This window comes from Halalkalibacter sp. APA_J-10(15) (assembly GCF_023017105.1).
Taxonomy (GTDB): domain Bacteria; phylum Bacillota; class Bacilli; order Bacillales; family Bacillaceae_D; genus Halalkalibacter.
In genome coordinates this window covers 99,073-117,926 of the sequence record NZ_JALKEV010000007.1, presented here as the reverse complement: position 1 = coordinate 117,926, position 18,854 = coordinate 99,073, and the positions used below count along the sequence as shown (strand labels likewise).

General features: G+C 40.3%; 11 protein-coding genes. 1 reads left to right on the top strand and 10 read right to left on the bottom strand.

Annotated elements, in window-relative coordinates; all coding sequences use genetic code 11:
* Positions 1-76: 76 nt before the first annotated feature.
* The 7 genes from MW695_RS10270 to MW695_RS10240 form a co-directional block, all read right to left on the bottom strand.
* Positions 77-940 carry a methyl-accepting chemotaxis protein gene (locus tag MW695_RS10270; RefSeq protein ID WP_247105220.1) on the bottom strand — a complete coding sequence of 288 codons (864 nt, stop codon included), beginning with the start codon at positions 938-940 and terminating at the stop codon, positions 77-79.
* Positions 941-959: 19 nt separating this feature from the next.
* Positions 960-2,417: a benzaldehyde dehydrogenase gene (yfmT, locus tag MW695_RS10265; RefSeq protein WP_247105219.1), complete on the bottom strand. Its 1,458-nt coding sequence runs from the start codon at positions 2,415-2,417 to the stop codon at positions 960-962.
* 142 nt (positions 2,418-2,559) lie between these two features.
* Positions 2,560-5,064: a S8 family serine peptidase gene (locus MW695_RS10260; protein WP_247105218.1), complete on the bottom strand. Its 2,505-nt coding sequence runs from the start codon at positions 5,062-5,064 to the stop codon at positions 2,560-2,562.
* Between the two features lie 251 nt (positions 5,065-5,315).
* Complete coding sequence (locus tag MW695_RS10255; protein ID WP_247105217.1) at positions 5,316-5,474, bottom strand: hypothetical protein; 159 nt, start codon at positions 5,472-5,474, stop codon at positions 5,316-5,318.
* A 154-nt stretch (positions 5,475-5,628) separates the two neighbouring features.
* The gene (locus MW695_RS10250; RefSeq protein ID WP_247105216.1) at positions 5,629-6,501 is read right to left on the bottom strand and encodes a hypothetical protein; all 873 of its coding nucleotides are present in this window, start codon (positions 6,499-6,501) and stop codon (positions 5,629-5,631) included.
* Positions 6,502-6,657: 156 nt separating this feature from the next.
* Complete coding sequence (locus MW695_RS10245) at positions 6,658-8,994, bottom strand: beta-galactosidase (RefSeq protein ID WP_247105215.1); 2,337 nt, start codon at positions 8,992-8,994, stop codon at positions 6,658-6,660.
* Position 8,995: 1 nt separating this feature from the next.
* Entirely contained in the window at positions 8,996-12,337 is a 3,342-nt protein-coding gene (locus tag MW695_RS10240) for a DUF5107 domain-containing protein (RefSeq protein ID WP_247105214.1), read from the bottom strand.
* Between the two features lie 169 nt (positions 12,338-12,506).
* Here MW695_RS10240 and MW695_RS10235 point away from each other — a divergent pair, with 169 nt between their 5' ends.
* Positions 12,507-13,388 carry an AraC family transcriptional regulator gene (locus tag MW695_RS10235; protein WP_247105213.1) on the top strand — a complete coding sequence of 294 codons (882 nt, stop codon included), beginning with the start codon at positions 12,507-12,509 and terminating at the stop codon, positions 13,386-13,388.
* A gap of 599 nt (positions 13,389-13,987) precedes the next feature.
* Here the strand turns inward: MW695_RS10235 and MW695_RS10230 are convergent.
* The 3 genes from MW695_RS10230 to MW695_RS10220 all read right to left on the bottom strand — a co-directional run bounded on the left by MW695_RS10230 (position 13,988) and on the right by MW695_RS10220 (position 18,826).
* Positions 13,988-16,804, bottom strand: coding sequence for a glycoside hydrolase family 2 protein (locus tag MW695_RS10230; RefSeq protein ID WP_247105212.1), 2,817 nt, complete (start codon positions 16,802-16,804; stop codon positions 13,988-13,990).
* Positions 16,805-16,933: 129 nt separating this feature from the next.
* The gene (locus tag MW695_RS10225) at positions 16,934-18,049 is read right to left on the bottom strand and encodes a GntR family transcriptional regulator (protein WP_247105211.1); all 1,116 of its coding nucleotides are present in this window, start codon (positions 18,047-18,049) and stop codon (positions 16,934-16,936) included.
* 150 nt (positions 18,050-18,199) lie between these two features.
* A complete protein-coding gene (locus tag MW695_RS10220) occupies positions 18,200-18,826 on the bottom strand; it encodes a YesL family protein (RefSeq protein WP_247105210.1) in 627 nt (208 codons plus the stop codon).
* Positions 18,827-18,854: the final 28 nt, after the last annotated feature.

The following is an 18,854-nucleotide window of genomic DNA, read 5'->3' as shown; positions in this document are numbered from 1 at the left end:
AATAAAAGTGTACCCAAAAGCCCAAAATCAACCTTGGATACACCTTTATTAATAACAGACAAGCTTTTTTAAACTTTTATTCGCTCTGGTCTCCTGCCCGTAATGAAGATTCAGCCAATAAAGCAAGTTCTTGTGAATTTTTACTAATCTCCTGGATCGTTTCAGAAAACTCCTCAATTGACCTAGCTTGTGTATCAGTTAAGGAGTGAATATCTGTGAAAGCACCGTTCAGTTCCATAAGAAGTTGCTGAATATTATTCGTAATTTGGTTAATTTGATTAACATTGTCTTTCGAATACGTTGCCAGCTTACGTACTTCATTAGCAACAACAGAAAATCCCTTCCCTGCTTCACCTGCACGTGCTGCTTCAATAGCCGCATTCAAACCTAATAAATTACTTTGATCTGATATTCCTTGCACGACAGATGAGATTTCTCCAATTTGCTCCGCGCTTGAGCTCACATCCTTCATTTGTCCTGACATCTCCGTTACATGTACGACTAGCTTTTGAATAGAATCACTAATATCATCAATCGATGCTGCCGTCTCTTCTACAATCGCAGAGAAGCTTTCAGCCATTTCAAAGAGCTGATTTGCTTTTTCCAAGCTTGTACCAATCCCAACACCGCCGATGACTTTCCCTTCATCATCATGTAGTGGGATTGCACGAGCGATTAATGGGAACCCAAATATTTCTTTTGGAACATTGGCAGACAATGGTTGATTGTTACGGATTGCATTTGTAATGATATCTCCCTCTGCCAGAGGATCACCAGGCTTCACATTTAACGAAAATGTCTTGCCAGGAATATTAACGATTAATTTTTCTGTATCATAAATACCGACTGTAATATCATCTTGTATCAATTCATTAAGAAATGGAGCAACTCTTTCAAAAGCCTGAATAATCTCTTGGTTTGATTTTACATCTTGACTCATGTCACGTAACCTCCTTTATTTAATATGGGAATTGTCGTTGACCGTAATGAACAGAAATCCATTGTAATGTCGTAAATTCATCTAAACTCCATTCCCCGTTCAAGCGACCAATTCCAGATTGATTTTCTCCACCGAAGGCGACAATTGGTTCGTCATTGATCGTAATGTCATTTACATGAATCATCCCTGTACGAACCTTCTTAGCAAATTCAACACCACGCTCTACATTAGATGTATGTACTGCCCCACTTAATCCAAAACGCGTATTATTAGCGATTTGAATCGCTTCTTCCTCCGATTCAAACGGAATCACGCATACAACAGGGCCAAACAATTCCTCTTGTGCAACATTCATACTCGGCTTGACGTCGATTAAAATCGTTGGCTCCACCATTCTCCCAGAGATGTTTCCTTTTAATAACGGAACAGCTCCTTCTTCAATCCCTTTGTCAATCAATTGCGCGAGCACTTCTGCTTGGCGATCATTAATAACAGGTCCAATGATCGTTTCTGGATCACGTGGATCACCTACTTTTAATCGAGATACCTTATCTGCATATTTTTTAGTGAATTCTTGATAAATTGATTGATGAACAAGTACTCGGTTAGCTGACATACATATTTGTCCTTGATGTGTAAAACGGCTAAAAGTAGCTGCTTGAACAGCATAATCAATATCGGCATCGTCTAAAACGACAAAGGCACTATTACCACCGAGCTCCAATAATGGCTTTTTAAAGTTTTTAATGGCCTGTTGGCCGATATAACTTCCTACTTTCGTTGAACCTGTAAAGGAAATGATTTTCGGTATCGGATGCTCCACAAAGGAATCACCAATCTCGTCGATCGTTGTCACGACGACATTTAATAACCCTTTCGGAACTCCTGCCGCTTCAAAAATACGGGCAATCAATGTTCCTCCTGTAATTGGTGAATTTTCATGGGGCTTTAATACAACGCCATTACCTGCGCCTAATGCCGGTGCAACAGATTTAACCGATAGAAAGAATGGAAAGTTAAATGGGCTAATGACTCCTACAACACCTACAGGTATTCGATATAACCGATTTTCTTTTTGATTCTCCGCCGATGGTAGAATTTTCCCTTCCATTCTTAACGGAAAGGTGGCTGCTTCTTTAATCATATTTTTAACGAGCCCTATTTCAAATGCTGCTTTTAGACGTGTACCACCTAGTTCATCTACAATAAGACTTGTAATCTCTTCTTCATGATCTTCTATATACATCACTGCACGCTCTAAAATATCTCGTTTTTGATACGGATTCACATGATCCCATTCTTGCTTTGCTTTTGCAGCAAATTGATAGGCTTCATCAATATCTGCAACATTTGCAACATGAAATTGATTGATTACTTCATCTGTATATGGATTAACGTTATTGAGAATAGTATTTCCTTTTCCGCTCCTCCATTCACCACCTATGTATTGTTGAGACAATTGTTCTAAATTCATCATGCTCCTCCTTTTAATTACAGTATATAAAATATATCGGATATAGGACTAAATTGTTGAATCATTTATACTATATTTCTTTATTTAACAAAGCTTTAGAAAAAAGACCCATAGCCGTAAGCTATGGGTCCTAAAACTGAAACGCTTAATTGTTCTTCAGCTTCATCCTTCTCATCGTTGTAAATGCAAACCCTACTACGATTAAAGCCGCACCAACCATCAACCAATTATACAAATTTGTAGCTGTATCAGGTAATGTTTCACCCGATCCTTTTTGTTCATCATGACTGACTTCTTCAGGTTGATACTCTCCATTTCCAGTTTCAGTTTCATTTTCTGTTCCAGTTCCGTTTCCAGTTCCGTTTCCAGTTCCGTTTCCAGTTCCGTTTCCAGTTCCGTTTCCAGTTCCGTTTCCAGTTCCGTTTCCAGTTCCGTTTCCAGTTCCGTTCTCTTCAAATATATTTGAAGAGAACACTGTGAAAATACTAAAATGGTTCGTTTCAGCTACTATAAAGCCATCCTCTTCGTATCCACCTATCTCTTCCCAATTACCTGTCTGTTCATTCCAATAATAAACCTTCAAATTAGTTGTATCACCATCTTCATTAATTGGAAAGCGTAGTTCGATTGGCTCCTCGAATTGATGAACACTATCATCATTTTGAACAAGCTTAAATTGATAGACCGCGCTTTTGGCTTGCTCAATATTAGAAATATCATCTTCGGATTCAACAAGCTCCATATGAATGACCGCATCCCCTTGCTTGAATGCGCTCGCTGGAATTTGTATCTGTACATCCTCCTTGGATAACACTATATCAATACCTCGTGTAATTAATTCGTTTACTTGATCAGCTGTTAATTGTAGACGTCTTAAATCAGTAGAAACAGAATTAAGTGCAATCCATAGTGTACCACGATTTATTACCGAAGCTATCACATCATCTGAAATAATCGCAGCTCCATCTTTTTCTTCTGGTTGAACTAAGATCAACTCAACTTGCTCTTCTTCAACTGGAGGAGCGATTGAACCTTCTTCTTCTTTGACTGGGTCTTGATCTGTCTCATCACCAGTCTCTTCCTCTTTGACTGGCTCTTGATCCTTCTCATCACCAGTCTCTTCCTCTTTGACTGGCTCTTGATCCTTCTCATCACCAGTCTCTTCCTCTTTGACTGGCTCTTGATCCTTCTCATCACCAGTCTCTTCTTCTGGTGGCGGTGTAGTAGCTTCTTCTAATACTTTAATTGTAATGTATAACGGCTCTGCTTCATTACCAGCTTCATCAACCGCTGTATATTCCACAACATACGTAGCTGGTACCGTTGTATCAATGTCAATTTGCTTAACCACTTGTTCTTCTTCATTATAAATTGTAACCGTCGCCTCAATATCTCCATCGACATTATCTGTTACAGTGACGGTTGGAACGATAAATTCCGCACCATGTTCAACCTCTATCTCTAATTCACCATCATATTGAATAACCGGTGGCTCAATGTCTAGTGGAGCATATTGCACAAGGCCATAACCATACAAGCTATCTCGTCCTTCTGGACCGAGATCATTAGCTTTTTTGATAAGAAGATCTCTAATTTCTTCATTTGAAAGCTGAGGATATTTCTCCATTAAAATAGCTGCCAAAGCCGCAACATGAGGCGTGGCTTGAGAAGTACCACTCATTGCGACATAACTATTTCCCGGCGCTAACCCGCCAATAGTACCACCAGGAGCAGCTACTTCATTTTCAGGCCCAGTGGCTGAGAAGCTTGAACGTGATAAATCCTGATCAACTGACGCAACTGCAATAACCTCGTCGTATTTTGCAGGATATTCAATTTGTTCACCTGATCCATCTTCATTTCCATCATTTCCACTTGCTGCAACGACTAAAATCCCTTGTTCAACCGCCTCTTGAATCGCTTCAAGTACAGCAGGAACCTCACCCTCAAAGCCTAAACTCATAGAAATGATGTCCACTTCCTCTTGAATCGACCAGTCAATTCCAGAGACGAGATCTGTAGTAGTCCCACCTCCATTTTCACTAAATACTTTCACACCATATAATTCAACGTTTGGAGCAATTCCTTGATGCGTCGTTCCTTTTTGTGCACCAATGATTCCCGCTACATGCGTACCATGGCCATCGAAATCATATGTATAAACGTCATCCTCAAATACCGAATGGCCACCTGCATATGTAATATCTTGATGCTCATCAAATCCTGTATCTAATACAGCCACCTTGACACCATTACCTGTATAGCCATCATCCCAAGCATCAAAAGCCTTCACCATTTCGTTATTCCAATCATATTCACTTATTTCTCTTGATGAGTCTGCTTCTTCTACCATCAAATGGAGCGGTTGATCAATTGAAACCGAAACAACATTAGCATATCCTTCTAACCGTTCAATCTCACGTTCAGGTACCTTCATTGATATAATCGGTAATGCTCCCATTTCGACTACATTTTCATAGTTTGCACGATTGAAAGAATCTACTAATTTTGTAGAATCTCCTTCATACGTAACTAGCACATCTACTTTTTCGGCTTCAGCTGTAGCAAATGTGCCAAAAGGAAAGAGTAAATGAGTCAAAAAAATAAACATGAAAAATAAGACCGATACTTTATAACCTCTTCTTTTCATTCTATTCCCTCCTCGTAATCTTGTTGTCTAGCAATTAATCATTCTTTAATTATATCGGTTTAACATGATTAATGTTTACTTGTAAATAACTTCAACTATCGTTATTGAGTGATAGACCTACTAACAAGCTACACCACAAAGCACCTCGTTCATTTGATATATCAATAGTAACCGGGAGATGCTTTATGAAAAGTATGCATGGTTTGATACGGCTTTACGTTACACCTTCCTAATATCTCTTAAATGACCTTTTATTTCCCCCATCCACTCGTAAACATAGCAAGTATCGCTTTCGTCTTACGGTTTGATTGAACCGGCATCCATACACTTGACAATGTAAAAATGTTCCCTGTAATATGCACTAGCAACAAATAACTAATTCCTTTGTATCTTTCTCTTCTCGTACCCATCCCGGTAGTGAATTCGAAACGAGTTATCATTGTCATGCTCTCTAATCACAAAAAAGCCTGTCGACTGTCTCTCTTTTTCGATACTTTGTCGACAGATTATAACGAATTCATCTATTTATGAGTCAATTGTTCAAATCGACTGCTCCGTTAATGCTCATGGTAGCTCTATAATGGTCTTCGTACGCTGACTGTCATTCACAAGCCTGAGCTCATCCACGCCAAAATCAATCGCCGTTAATACTAGCCCATGTTTAAATGCTGTCAAGTCTATTACATCTGTTTCAAACGTAATCTCAATTTCTGTTTGATTCTCTACAATTTCCGTCATCTCCAAATCATTCGGAATCATTGAATAATAGTACTCACCATCATCAGCTTCTTTCATTTGCTCAACCGTTTGTTCAAACGTATTAGTCATCGATTGACCGATATGACGCCCGCTTACATAAGAATCACTATTTGAAACCGCATAATACCCTCGGTTCTCCTCTCTATTGACAGTCATCGTTTCAACTTCCCCCATTTGTCCATACGTAATTCCAGGAGAATCTTCAACATAGAATTTTAATTCATCAATCCCATAAAAATGACTGATCTCCATTAGCATCTCATCGAACATCAATTGCTCCGTAGACGCCATACTCATTAATTGCTCATTCTCAGAAAACACAAGTGTCACTTGAGAGCCATCTTCTATCGTCACTTCAAGAAGCTCAGCTAACACTTGATTTGAAGTGAAATCACTAGCAACTAATGAGTCCATAAATCTCATATTCATATCACGAGGTGATTCTAATTGCTCAAGCTGTAATGTCATAACTGCCATCTCAGTCTCATCTACTAGCTCAAAATCTGTGTAAAGAACGAACTCTTCTGCAATTCTCTCCTCGAGTATTTCATCCTCTTCAGGCTCATCACTTTCTTCGTTTTCTATAGGCCTCTCCTCATTTTCGTCTAATCCCTCTTGCTGACAAGCAATGAGTATGAGCAGCATAACAAATGAACAGTAAATCAATATCTTCTTCATATGACCCTCACTTCCTTCATACCTTACTCTTTTCCTCTCATTCCCCTACTACTAAAAGACAAAACCTAAAGGGAACTGAAAAAGTCGTTTTGTACTTTTTCAGTTCCCTCAAACCCTGTATTTCTTCACAGTACAGGGTTGACAACAGCTACCTTTCTAATAATCTACTAGCTCCATCTCAACAACCGAAGAAACCCACACTGACTTAATCTTTGCAATCTGCATTCGTGCCACTTCAGAGCGAGCAGCCATTGGAGAATCACTTTTCACGTAGCTATCCTCCTTCAAAGGAGAGATATAGAGATACATTCCCTTTTCCTTAATCGCTTCTTCATGTGCCGTTAAACCAATTTGCCAAGTCGTTTGATTACAGAAGTTATCGTGGATCAGCTCTCCATCGATAAATGCATAGCCGATGTCTCCTTCATAATCAACATTCAGAAGCAATTCCTTAACACTGTCAAAGGCCACATCAGGCACTCGCACCTTCACTTTTGCATCACTCACTTGTTCCACTTCGCATTCAACGCCCCGTTTACTCAGCTTACACCGATACGTATGAAAGATTCCACTCTGTCCTAAGTGTACAATCTCTTGTTCTCGACTTGAAATCGTATCACGAAATGCAGGGAATGCTTTTAATTCAAATGGTGACTTCTCTTGACATTCTAAACGAAAACGATGTTGATCAACTAAGACGACTGCGTTTGTTACGATTGCTCTCTCTTGCCCATCAAGATTCACTTTCCAGAAATTCAATGATTCCTCATGTGTGAGCGTGCATATGTGCACTCTTTTACCACCCTCACATTCCAACATAACCGGTTGATTCATGAGCTCTTCTCCCCTAATGACATACGCAGTCTTATCCTTTACTACCTCTGCATCCGTATGTACCGCGACTATCCCCTTTTTATCAACAGAATACTCAGGTGACATCCCTTTCGGCGTAAAGAAGAAATGATACACTTCTTCTTGATACTCAACCTGTGTCATATATTGAGTAGTCGCATACAATAGCGTGCAGCTTGATAAAGATAAACGAAACGGCAGAATGCATGACTCCCCCTTTGCAAGCGACATTGTCCCTTGCTGTGGCACACGAATTCGTTGTTCCTCAAGCTGTAATGCTATCGCGAAATCCTCCTGATTCTTCAATTCCACATGGTCCTGATAATTGTTAATAAACAGAAAACCACGATCACCATCTGCTCTTACCGCATATCGTAACGTATCTACATCTGTCGGAGCAACTTGATCTGCATTTTCTGGCAAAACAGTTTTCATTTTCGTTAATATTTGCTCGCATTGCTGATAGAAATAATGCTGACGCTTCAATCGTTTATACGATTCTCGAACTTGACCAAATTCCCCAAGTGGCGCTTGATAATCGTACGATATTTTCGGTGTTGCTGTTTCGTTTAAAAAGGCTGTTTTCTTACCTTTTGGATGGGAGCCACCATGAAAGACATAATACCCAACGAAATTACACCCACCTGCAACCTTCATGTTAGCCATTGCATCGACACTTTCATAAGGCAATTGAAAACGATATTTATAGAAAACAGTCATTCCACCGCCCATTTCACAGCAAGCATACGGAAGGCTACTAGCAGGGTAATTCGGTGTAAACGCAGCATACGTCGTCCCGTCCTCATGGAAGCTTCGATAGACATATTCTGAAGTGGCCGGGTGCTCGGTCTCATCTCCATAGAAGATCCACGGCCAAAAAGCATATCCACCCCACAACGGCAATACATCATGAGCTGGAGCAGCTGCTCCTCCCCAGCCAGTCGCCGTATAAAGTGGCGTCTTAATGCCGACCTTTATCGCTACATCCTTTAACACCTTAATATGAGAATCGCCATCTTTCCCTGCAGAGACCCATTCTTGGGCAGTTCCTGTCGTGATCTCCCAGGGTGCTCCTGCATGCTCAAATTCATTTTCAATTTGCGTACCGATTATCGGACCACCTTGCCCAAATAAAAGTCCATTTATCTGCTCGGCAATTTCCGTATAAAACCGCTCAACAAACGATACGTACTCATCATCATTTGAGCGCAGATCAAACGGTCTACCAAATAACCAATCGGGCATTCCACCATTTCTTGCTTCACCGTGAGCAAATGGACCAATTCTAAGGATCACATAGAGACCATGCTTCTGACACAATTCTACAAACCTTCTGACATCTTTATTACCTGACCATTCATACACACCTCGTTCTTCTTCATGGTGATTCCAAAACACATACGTCGGAACAATCGTAATCCCAGCCATTTTCATTTTAATTAACTCATCTTCCCACTTCTGGTCATCATAGCGACTAAAGTGAAATTCCCCAGAAATCCCGAAAAAGGGCTGGCCGTTTTTTTCAAGGTAGTAATTCGTTAACGACCATTGATCACCATTCGGTGCCGTTCCTTGTACGTCTAAATCAGCTCGGTAAATCTCCTTCCTCGCTCCTTTTACATCAATCGAATATTCTCGCATGCTAGCCCTCCCTTTCTCCTTGAGCCATCGTAAGATGAATTGCCGCTCCTTGATGATTAGGGTCTAACTCCAAAACCTGTTTAAATTCTTTCATAGCTTCCTCTTGCTTATTCAAACCTAACAATCCTAATCCCCGCATAAAATGACAGTGTATTCGATTTCTAATTGATAAATCATCATCAAACACAAGGAAATCAGGCAAGGATACAGCAAAATAATCAATCTTCACAACATCGAAATAATGTCTTTCCGCATAGTCGATCAACGTGTGAAATCTCCTATTCGCCTCATGCTCATTGTTCAGCTTCTTCCAAGCTAACCCTTGATAAAAAATCATCTCTGGTGGTTGGTCATTGTAATACATTGCACTTGCTGGCTCTTCTATTCCTTCTGAAGCAGCCTCAAAGTATTGCACTGATCGTTCAGCTTGCTCATCTCCTTCATAAGCACAACCCAAATAATAAAATATATCATTTTCCTGTGCTCCATGAAGTTTTCCTTCTCCGAGATTCTCTGGATAATGTAACGCCTTTTTCAACAAGTTGATCGCTTGCGAATAGTCTCTCTTCTTCAAATGCCATTTTCCTAATTCGACGTGAGCATAGACATACTGTTCTGTTACTTTTCCTTCACCGCCTTCCCACGGATGGAAGGTTCGCGACAGTAAACGCTCAATTGCCAGCATATATGTTTCAGTAACGTTTAGTAGCGTGACATATTCAATATAGAGGTCATCTCGTTGTTCAACTAAATCAATATATTTTTCCATTAATGATAAACGCTCTTTCGGATCAAACCCAAGCTTCTTCTTAAGTTGATCGAGCTCATAGAACACACGCGCATCACTAGGATCACACCGAAAAGCCTGCTGTAATGATGCAAGAGCAAGGTTTGGCTCATGACGCTTGTTGTAATAAGCTAACGCTAAATTTCGATGAGGTGTGGCAAATGATGGTGCAAGATCTGTTGCTTCTTCCCAATGATTAATCGCTTCATCATAACGCTTCTTATCATAAAGTAAATTACCCAAATAATAATGTGCTTTCTCATCATCAGGATAATCCTTGAGAACATTAGTTAGCACGAGATAATCTTGCAGTGTGTTCGGAAAGCATGTAGACTCATCAATCTCATAAGCCTTCAAACGCCAACGCTTCCCCTCTTCCGTACGACCTTGCTTCTTAGTGATATAAGCTAACGTATAAGGTACCATCGGCTCATTCGAGAAATTCACTATTTTAGTCAAGAGTTTTTTTGCTTCTTCATACAGCCCACACTCCATATAATCATTCGCAATATAAAGAAATGATTGTGATTCTCCTCTCGTCAACTCCACTATTACATTCCATAAACGTCGTGCTTCCTCCTGCTCTTCTTGCTCCTCTAGAATGAAGACTTGCTCAAAATACGCCCCAAAATCCATTGAATCTAGCTGAATCGATTGCCGACATTCGTTCAACGCTTTATTCCATTGCCCTGTCTTACGCAAAAGAGCTGCTTTTAGCATGCGTGCTTTCATATGGTTCTTGTTTCTTGAAAGTGAGCGATCAATAAGCTCTAATGCATCCTCATAAGACTGACGCTCTGTCGCAATTTGCGCCAAAACGAAATAACTACTATCCTGCCATAACGACGACCAAACCGCTTTATACAGATTGGCAAATGCTTCATCAAGCTTCCCTTGTAGCTTTAAACTCAACCCTAACTGATAGTACGCTTCACTATCGTACGGATTCGTATTTTTCCACGTTAACGATTGCACAGCTTGGAGGAAATAACGTTCACTTTCTGCGAACAAACCTCTTCTTAGCAGCATTAGCCCATATGCAATGTTCAGGCGAATATCCTTCGAATCACGCTTCAAACCCTCTTCATAATAAGATTCCGGTTCAAAGGTTGCATGGCGATATTGCTCAAGATGCAAGCCCGCAAGATAGAGCTCCTCCGTCGTTTTCAATTCTTGTGGCTCAGGTAACGGTTTAGCTGCTTGAGGGATTTCCTCTAATGCTGGCTTTTGTGGCTGATAGGAAACGAGCCTTTTTCCTTTACAGTCTTTCACTTCAACGAGAACGTCATGAGGCTGCTCACTCTCTTTCAACTGAAATTCAAGATGATAGATATCATTTGGAGACAACCTGCATACCTTTTCGCTATAAGTCGTCTCCTTTCCAGTTACCTTCACTGTTGCCTTTTCTACTAGCGATGTCGCGTATACAGCGATGACTGCTTTCCCTTCCTGCTCATCGACTTCCATATTTAGCGCAGCATCCTTCGTCGCATTTTTCACAAGTCCGATCTCTTTGTAAGGCATAAAATATTGCGTAAATGTTTTTGTTTCATAAGGGTGAAGCCATGTAAAGTCCGGTTGATTGTCCGTAAAGACACCGGTCATTAACTCAATGTACGGTCCATCCTCGTCGGTTAGCTGCCGATCCCACGCTTGACCGAACTCCCCATTCCCCCACGTCCATTGCTTCTTACCAGGAGAAAGAAGATGGTTAGCTACATGTAGCAGTCCTCCACGTACTTGATGATCATAGCCCCCGACAAAATCATAATCTGATTTATAAGCCATATACGAAGTCGGTACCGGAATATTTTTATACTTTGAAATATCCACACCTGCGGAATAATCCATTTTGTAGTATTCGCCTGTTGCAATCGGAAATCTCGATACATCTCTCTTCCCATGATCAAAGACAGCGTTTACATCAGGAGGGAAAACGGATTGTGTATAATCATTGACCGCTACAGCTGGATTCGCCCACCAAAGAAACGTCTGTGGCATGGATGTCCGATTGTATAGTTGCACATCAATTTGTAAATAAGCTTTATCAGGATGTAGCGTAACCCCTGCTGTCATCTTCGTTCCGTACATGCGATCAATCTCTCCCATCCAGACCGTTGCACTTCCATCCTCATTTTCATTCATTTGATAATCAACTGGACCAAATGTATTCGGTCGATGGTGTTGTGGCCAATTAAACTCAATTCCACCCGAAATCCATGGCCCTGCCAACCCAACGAGTGCAGGCTTAATCACTCGATTGTAATAGACAAAATCATAATCGTTTGTTTTATCGAGTGCTCGATAAATTCGCCCGCCAATTTCCGGCATTAGTTCAATCCGAATATACTCATTTTCCAAAATAACGAGCTGATATGTTTTTAACTCTTTCTCATCCTCAATTTTATCAATAACAGGATACGGATATACCTTCCCCGAGCTCCCTTGATACACTCGTTTTTCTAAAAACATTGGATTTTTCTCCGGCTTTCCTGTCTTATAAGTTGGAATTTCTCGTTTCTCGGTCCATACTTTCACTTGTTCAACTTTGCCCATTCACTAGCAACCCCTCTCCCATGTCTTAACATAAGCGTACATATGTCCAAAGTCAGAAGCCATTGAGCAAATGCGGAATGTAATGGATAATATTCGGTTTTGATCTAGGTTTAGGTTTGCTATACTAGTAGAGATAACATCATTTATTTTCTCAAATATGGAGGATCATATGAAAAAGGCTGATGGCTTCGCGGCAGAAAAGCTATACATTTTACCTGAATATATTGAGGACGACTTACATGAGCATACACTTCTCAAAGAAGGATATATGAGTGATATCGGCTACTTTCCAGAAGCCAATCATCATTTTAGAAAACGAGAAAGAGGATGCCCTTCACATATTATGATCTACTGCTCTGCAGGAGAAGGATGGATTCAATTAAATCATAGCAATATGATCCACATAAAACCTAACACGTTTTTCTTTTTACCGGCTCATACAGCACATACTTATTTTGCCGATGAACGAAATCCATGGAGTATTTACTGGTTTCATATAAAAGGAGGCAGTATTTCCACATTAGCACTTGAATTGAACCTTTGCCTTAAGCCGATCGAGATTTCCTACAAAGAAGGCTCTCTGTTCATTCAAATGTTTAACCAATGCTATGACTTTATCTCACATAAACCTTATTCAATCGAGCACCACCTTCATCTCACTCAAACGATTCGTTACTTGCTCAGTACGTTAGCTATGCATACGTATCAATCACATGATACCGAACGTAAAACGTCCTATATAGAAGAAGCCATTCTATTCATGGAAAATCATCTTCATACGTCGGTATCACTTGAAGACATAGCAAAAAAGGTGCAACTCTCAAAGCAGCACCTTAACCATATTTTTAAAGAAGCAACAGGCTTTCCACCGATCGATTATTTCTTACGCCTTAAGATCCAACGTGCCTGTCAGCTACTCGACTTAACTAAGCTTAGCATCAAGGAGGTCTCCTACGATATTGGCTTTAGGGATCCTTATTACTTTTCACGCATGTTCAAGAAAATCATCGGCCAATCCCCAAGCGCCTACAGAATGACGTTAAAAGGATAAATCTTGAAAACAAGAGTTTCATTCAAAGAAAAGTCCAAATGATCATATAACATTCTCCAGTGTCCATTCGAAGATGATAAATAAACTACTAGCCATTTCGCTTCTGTGGCAACGAAGCGAGTCTCTTTGCGAGTATTGCAAAAGGAATCCTAATCCGAACGAAGAACCTCATGCAGCGTTAGATCAGGAGGCTCGTCGTCGTCCGCCACTCTGTCGTCGCTCGGAGTGTGAAAGAGCCCACTCCAATAGGGAATCCTCTTGCCCTTATTTAGAAAAAAATAACCGTTCAGCGTGGAAAGTTAATCCCCCTGCCGCTATCCAAGCAAAAATAAGAGAAATGAGGCACAAATGTCAAAATAGAGGCATGAAGAAACCGTAACGTCGTACAAATCTGAAATATAGAGAGAATAGAGGAACGAGGAGCACAGGTAGCGTGAAAAAGTGGGCCTCGTCGTGGCTCGAAGACTCGGGCCGTGAAATCGTCGGCTTCGTTATCCCCTCCCGCTTTCGCGAGGCCACTGAAAAAGTGAAAATCGCACTTTTTCAGTGGCCTCCTCTTTCGCCAATCGGAGTGGAAAGAGCGCGGGCCTCGTACCCACTCATGTGACCGTTTGCCCATTCACTTTAAACATCCGAACAAGGTCACCAACTGTCAGCTTTGCATTCGGTTGAAACGATTCACTTAATGTATAATCTAAAATCGTCTGGAACAGATAGCTATTTTCAGGACGCTTCAAGTCATTCGTTTCATAAGTCCGAAAGCTAGAGACAAATAACCTTCCTTTACCGACTTTCGCTTCAAAAGCATAGGCTAACCTTTTCATTCGGTGAAAGTTATCAACGACCTCAACTATCGGTTCTACTTGCGGAACACCGTCTAGACATAAGGCTGCTGTCTGATCGACAAGGTGATACCACTGCCAATTGGACATCCCATCATGCGGGAAATGATTGAACACAGGATGCTCATTCACAATCATCCCCATTGTCGTACTAGCTTGGGTCGGAAACCAGAGGAAGTTCCAAAAGACCGGCAAATATTTCGTTTGCACCTCATCATATTGATTACCAGGCTTAGCCATCAACCATACCGAACCACCATCTAATAAAAACTGCAACACATCACGCGACATATATTCGGTAATCGCCAATCGAGCATCTTCCTTTTTATAACTACGCTCTTCAATCCCAATTAACTCACCATACGTTGCCCCATATAAAAAGGAATTCAGCTCTTTCATATTCGTCCAAATCTGTTCTATACTAATAGGTAAAGGCTTCCGAGGATAAGACCAGAAACCCCACTCATTTTCAACCTTCGTCCCAGCACATTCAAACGTGACCGATAACGAGTACTGCACAGGTCGATCTTCTATCATTTTCATACGAATGTTCCCAAATGAATGGAGCATGCCTGCTTCAAGCGAGGAAGCCGTTTGTTTCCCTTGCTTCAAAACCGTTTCCCCATCATTTATGGTCCACGTTAGAACACCTTCACCAACCCTCGCACCAAAGTTGGAAAGCTCCAGTGCGACTTCTAGCTCTTCTCCTCCATAAAACGTCCGGCGATCACTCCGCATAAGCAGAACACGTGCATCGTTAAACCGCTTAAATTCCTTCGGTTCGATTACACCTTTACGATCCCAAAACACATCTAATACTCCCGTCGTCGCATGTCCTTGTCCAGGAAAGTCACGAATATCTAGCAGCTGGATTCCAGCTAGCTTCGGTGTACGTCGAGCTCTCTCCATAATCTCTTTATAGGATCGGACCATATGAGCGCCCGTCACTTTCTTAAATTGATCGACTCGCTTCCCCCATCCCTTCGCTGCAACGGACTGGTTGAACGAGTGCAACCAAACTGGCTTTAAATGTCCATTGAACTTCTCTTCAATACTCGGATCAATATACATCGTAAATTGTCCGTGCTCATGTCCAATAACAGGCTTCTCTGTTAGCCTCGTCAATTCACGATAATCCTCAGTCGTATTGGGTGAACCAGCATAACTTAATTCATACGGAGGATGCCAATTCAAAGACTGAATATAGAAATTCCCTTGACGATCATGGGCTGGAAGCTGGCCAAACCCCGTATTGTCCGTATACATTCGAGATGGATCGATTGATTGAGCGAGCTCCACTAATTCATTTAACGCATCATGACCACTAGCACCGATTAACTCGTTCCCAAGCGATAGCATGACAAACGAAGGATGCTCGTTCAACAGCTCCAGCAAACGGCCAAGCTCCCTTTTGAAGAATGACTGCACTTCCTCTGGCGGCTGTACATCCCTATTAATGTAGTGATACGACCAATGAGGAAGCTCTGTTTGTACAAGCATTCCCTCTTCATCTGCCGCCTCCCAAAACGGCTTAGGCGCTGACCAACCGTGCAAACGAACATGATTAAAGCCATGCTCCTTGGCGATTTGAAATTGCTTCACATAATGAGCTTTGTCCCAAACAGGATACCCTGTTAGCGGAAACACACAACAATCCACATACCCACTCAAGAATACAGGCTGATTATTTAATAAAAAATGATGACCCTCCGTTTGAAATTGCCTTACTCCTATCCGCTTTTCTACACAATCGATCACCAAACCTCCTTGATGAAGGAAACATTCAACATCATACAAAGCTGGATGACTATCTGACCACAGTGTTATATCCGCTTCATTCAAGTCTAGCTCTATTTCAATCAATGAATGAGACTGCTGCAATTGGATACTCGTTTCAATTTCTTTCATCACCTTTTCTGATCCATTCTTTCTTATAACAACCGATAACTGACAATCTCTTATATCCTCGCAACAGACTTCAGCTCGTAAACGCCAAGACTGAGCATCTTTTTCTGGATAAAAGGAAACACGCTCCAATTTAGTCACAGGTAAGCTCTCGATTTCCACGCCACCCGTAATCCCACCCCAATTCGTTGCAGTATGATACGAGTGAATATGACTTTCCATTAAAGGAATATGCAGACGATTATCTACGGAAATCACAAGCGTTTGAACTTTGTCATACTTAATAAACGACGTCAAATCAAACCGTTGATCTGTCACCAGACCTTCTCCATTTCCCACAAACATCCCATCTAACCATACTTCCGTAAACCAATGAACGCCAGATAATACTAAGTAATGGTGTTGATCGCTCACGAGCTTAGACGAATCAACCTCAATCCAATACCACGCCTTTCCGATATATTCCCTCTCTTTTTTCCACGTTCCTAATGGATCATGTTCACTCTCTTCCCCATAGCCTTGCTCCTCCCATGAACCGGGTACTTGGATCTTATGGCCGTTCTTAAATGTTACATGTTCGATAGATATCTCATCTTTGGGGTCCAAGCAAAATTCCCATTCACCGTTTAAAGGCAGTGACTTACGTACATTCCCTTTCTCAAAACGCATGAATAAAACCCTCCCTCACCATTTATCATTTGTTGTTATTGTAACGCTTACATAACATATTGACCATTCACAATGACAGGGTGATGATGGAGGATTTACGGATTTTTCGTTCGAAATGAATAGTAAAGTTTATTTATTACTTTTGGGTGAATTTGTTGATTGACGCATAATTAATTCCGGTTTAAATACAACTGACTCTAATGTTTCGCACTTCTTAGATATGTTCTTCTGTTCAACTAATTGATGAATGACCTTACCTGCAGCATACCCCATCGTATCTTGGGGATGATGGATTGTAGTCACCTTCACTTCAGAAGCAACAGATAGAAATGAATTATCAAACCCAACAATTGATATATCTCTTGGAACTCTCAACTGTAATTCACGAATTATATCTAGTAACCAAATGACAAGTTCGTCATTATAACATACGATGGCGGTTGGACGCGTACGAGATTCAGTCAATTTCTTTCTTAACTCTTGCAATGGATATTCCTTTTTTGTTTCTGTCGTATACGTAATAATATTACTTGGATTTAAAGGCAATCCTTGTTCACGGTGGGCCTTTATAAACCCTTTCATTCGCTTAATCCCTTGAATGTCGTCATTTTTAAAGAAACCGATAATTTCAGTATGATTAAGCTCCATTACATGCTTAGCTTGAATATATCCACCAGTTTCATCATCTAATACAACATAATAAGGGTCTAATTCGTCATAATAAGCATGTAACATCACATAAGGAATTCCCAATTTTTCAATATTCAAATAACTTCTAATATTCCGATTTGAAAGAGCACTTTTAGTAGGTTCTACTATTAATCCATCAAATTTTTGATGGATTACATTTTCTAAACAGCGCCGCTCTTGATGTATATCATTATTGGTACTGAATACGCTAACATTATAACCACAAGAACTTAAATAATGCTCCATTCCTCTAATAATCGTAGGAAAGATATAATCGTTAAAATACGTAACAATAACGGCAATATTTTTATTTATTTTTACTTTGTCAGAAGATGAACTCAAAGATCTATCAGCACAAAACGAACCTGCACCTTGCTTCTTATAAATCCATCCTTCATTAACTAAATCATCAATTGCTTTACGAACCGTATGACGGCTTAATTCAAACTGCTTCATCAGTTCGCTTTCTGAACCTATTTTTTGATGAGGCTGTATCAAACCCTCTTGTATCTTCGATTTTATGTGTTTTTTAACAATGCTGTATTTAGTATTCATTTAAACACCTCATAAGATTTGATGGTCATTTGTTATATCAAAAGGACTTAAATTAAATCTGGACCATTCAAAAGTAATGAGAATACATCTTATATGAATTGCCTCTTAGCCCCTTCTCTCCCTTAATTACACCAAAAGAACAATATTCATTCATGATGAATATTGTTCTTTTGGCTTATTCTGCTCTATCTTATCTAAACTACGATGAAAAAACCACATCATCATATACGATAACACACTTCCAGTAAAGAATAGTAGAATCGTCGGGAATGCTATTGAAAGATAGACAGATGTCCAAACTAAAACGAGTAGCAGTAATGCTAGATGAATTCTTGCAAACATAAATAGTATAGCTTTTTTAATAATCTGCTTCACTCCACCTGAAAAGTGAACCGCAACTGGTAGTAATGAAACAATAAAAAGAAAGTAGAGAAGAACCAATAATAGGAAAGCAAGAACAACAATGAAAGGGACATCTGTTCCTAATGCGATCATTAATTGATAGTTCACATAAAATAGTCCACCTATTAAACTCAGAACCCATCCAAACAAATTCGCTTTTAGAAAAACTTGTTTGTAAATACTCCAGAATACTTGGAAAATAGGAATTTGCTCTTCGCCACGCACCCATTTACGAACGATTACAAACATTGCCACAGTTGCCGGAAAAAAGCCAATTACTATAAATCCTATAACTGAAAAGCCTAGCCACAATAAATTTAAAATGGCAAACTTCATAATCACCCGAAACAATTGATCAACCTTTTCCATGATCATTGGTGATTCTCTCCTCCCTTCTATTTAA